We start from the raw sequence: 4102 nt of genomic DNA on the forward strand, positions 1-4102 counted from the left end.
GGTGCTCGCCGCCCGCCGTGCGCGCGGCCGCGCCAAGCTTTCCGCCTGAGCGCAGAGCCGCCGCTGCGGGGGCTTCGCCGCCGCGCCGAATTTCTCGCCGCCAACGCCGGGCGGCGCGCGCCGATGCCCGGATTCGTGCTGCTCGTCCGCCCGCGCGACGATGGCGATCCGACGATGGGCATGGGCTTCACCGTCACCAAGAAGATCGGCAACGCGGTGATCCGCAACCGCATCAAGCGGCGGTTCCGCGCGCTGGCGCGTGAGGTACTGCCGCTGAGCGGTTTGGCGGAAGCCGATCATATCCTGATCGGTCGGGCGCCCGCGCTGACGCGCGACTTCGCCGCGCTGGGCGACGAACTCAGGAAGGCGCTGCGCAAGGCGGCGAAGCCTCCCGTCGACATCGATCCAAGCGAACGCCGGGGCGGACGCGAAAGCCGGCGCCCGTGACCCCTCTCGCGGCCCGCCCGCTGATCCTGATCGCCCGCTTCTGGCAGATCGGGCCTTCGCGCGTGCTGCCGCCGAGCTGCCGCTTCACGCCGTCATGCTCGGCCTATGCGATCGAGGCCCTGTCGCGCTATGGGGCGCTGGCCGGCGGATGGCTGGCGCTCAAGCGGCTTCTCCGCTGTCACCCCTGGGGCGGGTGCGGCTGCGATCCCGTGCCCTAGATCAAGGTCCTTCCGTTTCCGTGGAAAATTCGCGCAACTTCATCCTGGCGATCGTCCTGTCGGCGCTCGTGCTGCTCGGCTGGGGCTTCCTGTCGAAGCGCTTCCTACCGCCGGTCGCCAACCCGCCCGCAACCGAGATCGTGCGCGGCAAGCAGGTGGCGCTGCCCAAGCCCGAAGCCGCGCCGGACAGCGCCGGCACGATCCGCGACCGCGCGATCGTGCTGCGCGAGAGCCCGCGCGTCGCGATCGCCACTCCGCGCCTCGCCGGATCGATCGCGCTCAGGGGCGCGCGGATCGACGATCTCGTATTGCTCGGCCACCGCGAGACGATCGCCAAGGACAGCCCGCCCGTCCGCCTGCTCTCACCCGGTGGCACCGCCGATGCCTATTTCGCGGGCTTCGGCTGGAGCGGCGACAATGCAGCATTGCCCAACGGCGATACGCCGTGGACCGCCGACGGCACCCGCCTCGCCCCCGGCACGCCGGTGACGTTGATGTGGGACAATGGCCGGGGCCAGCGGTTCGCGCTGCGCTTCGCGGTCGACCGGAATTACATGTTCACCGTCACGCAGACCGTCACCAACGGCGGCCCCGCGCCGCTGACGCTGCGCCCCTACGGCCTCGTCAGCCGCCTCGGCATTTCCAAGGACGTTTCGAGCTGGACGATGCACACCGGGCCGATCGGCACCTTCAACGGCGCGACCGATTATTCGGTGAGCTTCACGGATCTCGACAAGGCGGGGGCGCCGGGACAGCGCTTCCAGAGCAACGGCGGCTGGATCGGCTTCGGCGACAAATATTGGCAGACCGCGCTCGTCCCCGCGCAGAATGCCGCGCTCGACGCCGGCTTCCGCGCCGACGGCGCGGGGCGCTATCAGGCCGATGTCGCCGCGCCCGCGATCACCGTTCCGGCGGGGCGCTCGGTCTCGACCGAGCAGCGCTTCTTCGCGGGCGCCAAGGAGGTCCGCACGCTCGATGCCTATCAGGCGGCCGGCGTGCCGCAATTCGACCGCGCGATCGACTGGGGCTGGTTCGTCTGGTTCGAAAAGCCGATCTTCTACCTGCTCGACTGGCTGTTCGTGCACGTCGGCAATTTCGGCGTCGCGATCATCCTGCTGACCTGCGTCGTGCGGCTGGTGATGTTTCCGGTGGCGCAGAAGCAGTTCGCCTCGATGGCCAAGATGCGCGTACTCCAGCCCAAGATGAAGGCTTTGCAGGAGCGGCACAAGGACGACAAGGTCAAGCTCCAGCAGGAGATGATGGCGCTCTACAAGAATGAAAAGGCCAATCCGCTCGCGGGCTGCCTGCCGATCTTCATCCAGATGCCGATCTTCATCGCGCTCTACAAGGTGCTGGCGCTCTCGATCGAGATGCGCCACCAGCCGTTCGCCTTGTGGATCAGGGATCTCTCCGCGCCCGATCCGCTGACGCCGATCAACCTGTTCGGCTATCTGCCTTTCCAGCCGCCCGGCATGCTGCACCTCGGCGTGCTCGCCATCCTGCTCGGCGTCACGATGTGGCTGCAGATGAAGATGAACCCGGCGGTCGGCGATCCCGCGCAGCAGCAGGTGATGCAGTTCATGCCGTGGATGATGATGCTGTTCTTCGCGCCGCTCGCGGCGGGGCTCCAGCTTTATTATGTCGCGAACAATCTGCTGACCCTGCTCCAGCAGCACATCCTCTACGCGCGCACGCCGGGGATGCGCGATCCGGTCGGCCCTTGAGGCGATAATGACTACGATTCCCCCTCTCCCCGACCCTCTCCCCGCCGGCGGGGAGAGGGAGGAAATGATCGAGGCGGCGCGGAAGTTGTTCGCGGGGCCGATCGCCTTCCTCAAGTCGGCGCCAGGGTTGGAGCATCTGCCGGCCGCCGATCTGCCCGAAGTGGCGTTCGCGGGGCGATCGAACGTCGGCAAATCCTCTTTGCTCAACGCGCTGACCAACCGCAACGGGCTGGCTCGGACCTCGAACACGCCGGGCCGCACGCAGGAACTCAATTTCTTCGAGGTGGGTGTGCCCGCGACGATGCGGCTCGTCGACATGCCCGGCTATGGCTTCGCCGAGGCGCCCAAGGACATCGTCCGCCGCTGGAAATTCCTCGTCAACGATTTCCTGCGCGGCCGCCCGACGCTCAAGCGCGCGCTGGTGCTGGTCGATAGCCGCCACGGCGTGAAGCCGCCCGATCTCGAGATGATCGAGATGCTCGACAAGGCGGCGGTTTCCTACCGCATCGTCCTCACCAAGGCCGACAAGATCAAGGCGAGCGCGCTGGAGGCGGTCCACGCCGCCGTCGCCGCCGAAGCACGCAAGCATGCCGCCGCGCATCCCGACATTCTCGTGACGTCGTCCGAGAAGGGCATGGGGATTCCCGAACTGCGCGCGGCGGTGCTGGAGGCAATTTCCCGCTAGCGCCGTCATGCCGGGCTTGATCCGGCATCCGCTTCTCTCCGAGGTCAGGCAGCGGAACCCGGCTCAAGGCCAGGGTGGCGATCGCCTATTGAGCCCGCCGCCCCGCCTCCGCTAAGCGCGCGTCATGCTCAAGCTCATCATCGGCAACAAGGCTTACTCCTCCTGGTCAATGCGCGGCTGGCTCGCGGTCCGGCAATCGGGGCTGGCGTTCGAGGAAGTCGTGGTGCCGCTCTACGATGCGGCTTGGGACGCCCGGAAGACCGCCCCCGATCTCATGCCCTCCAGCGGCAAGGTGCCGACGCTGTGGGACGGCGAGGTCGCGGTGTGGGAGAGCCTCGCGATCGTCGATTTTCTCGCCGACAAGGTCGGGCGCGACCTGTTCTGGCCCGCCGACGCCGCCGCGCGCGGGCTGGCGCGATCGATCTCCGCCGAAATGCACGCCGGCTATGCGGCGCTGCGCCGCGAGCATAGCATGAACGTCCGCCGCCGCTATCCGCCGGGCGAGGTGAGCCCCGAGGTCGCCGCCGATCTCGCGCGGATCGCATCGCTTTGGGCCGAGGCGCGCGACCGCTTCGGGGCAGGCGGCGACTATCTGTTCGGCGCCTTTTCGGCCGCCGACATCATGTTCGCGCCCATCGTCTCGCGGATCACAACCTATGCGCTGCCGGTGCCCGAGCAGGCCGCCGGCTATTGCGCCGCCATCCTCGCGCAGCCGTTCGTCGCCGAATGGCTCGCCGACGCGGAGCGCGAGCCCTGGGTGATCGAGAAGTTCGAGCGGCCGACGGCGCTTTCCTGAACGCGCGGCCGGTGCCTGATCCGCCATCGCCGTCACGCCTCGCGATCCCCGCCTTGCTGTTCGCCAACCTCGCGCTGGCGTGCGGGCCGTGGCTGGTGCGGCTGGCGCGGAGCGAGGCGGGCGTGGGGCCGGTGGCGGCGGGCTTCTGGCGGCTGACGCTGGCGCTGCCGATCCTGCTGATTGCAGCGCGGCGGATCGAGCGCGCGCCGATCCGGGCGGGCCGCGCCGAGGC

The 4102-nt window shown here is 68.8% G+C and carries 5 protein-coding genes and 1 pseudogene; all 6 read left to right on the forward strand.

Annotated elements, in window-relative coordinates:
- The coding region (gene rnpA, locus HUU94_RS04750) for a ribonuclease P protein component (protein ID WP_254601956.1) at positions 1-447 on the forward strand (447 nt) is incomplete at its 5' end.
- Positions 444-665 (forward strand): membrane protein insertion efficiency factor YidD, encoded by a 222-nt coding sequence (gene yidD / locus HUU94_RS04755; RefSeq protein ID WP_174273958.1) that lies wholly within the window; start codon positions 444-446, stop codon positions 663-665. The genes rnpA and yidD, both read left to right, overlap by 4 nt.
- A 20-nt stretch (positions 666-685) precedes the next feature.
- Positions 686-2389, forward strand: coding sequence for a membrane protein insertase YidC (yidC, locus tag HUU94_RS04760; protein ID WP_174273959.1), 1704 nt, complete (start codon positions 686-688; stop codon positions 2387-2389).
- A 64-nt stretch (positions 2390-2453) separates the two neighbouring features.
- A complete protein-coding gene (yihA, locus tag HUU94_RS04765; RefSeq protein WP_254601958.1) occupies positions 2454-3074 on the forward strand; it encodes a ribosome biogenesis GTP-binding protein YihA/YsxC in 621 nt (206 codons plus the stop codon).
- A gap of 124 nt (positions 3075-3198) precedes the next feature.
- Positions 3199-3870: a glutathione S-transferase family protein gene (locus HUU94_RS04770; RefSeq protein ID WP_174273961.1), complete on the forward strand. Its 672-nt coding sequence runs from the start codon at positions 3199-3201 to the stop codon at positions 3868-3870.
- 11 nt (positions 3871-3881) lie between these two features.
- Positions 3882-4102: pseudogene (locus HUU94_RS04775) on the forward strand (hypothetical protein); the annotation flags it as partial.

It is taken from the genome of Sphingomonas bacterium, assembly GCF_903644055.1.
GTDB lineage: Bacteria > Pseudomonadota > Alphaproteobacteria > Sphingomonadales > Sphingomonadaceae > Sphingomonas_I.

Excerpts from the sequence above, each read along its gene's own strand:
- yihA (WP_254601958.1), top strand. The coding sequence starts at position 2,454 with ATGATCGAGGCGGCGCGGAAGTTGTTCGCGGGGCCGATCGCCTTCCTC.
- HUU94_RS04770 (WP_174273961.1), top strand. The coding sequence starts at position 3,199 with ATGCTCAAGCTCATCATCGGCAACAAGGCTTACTCCTCCTGGTCAATG.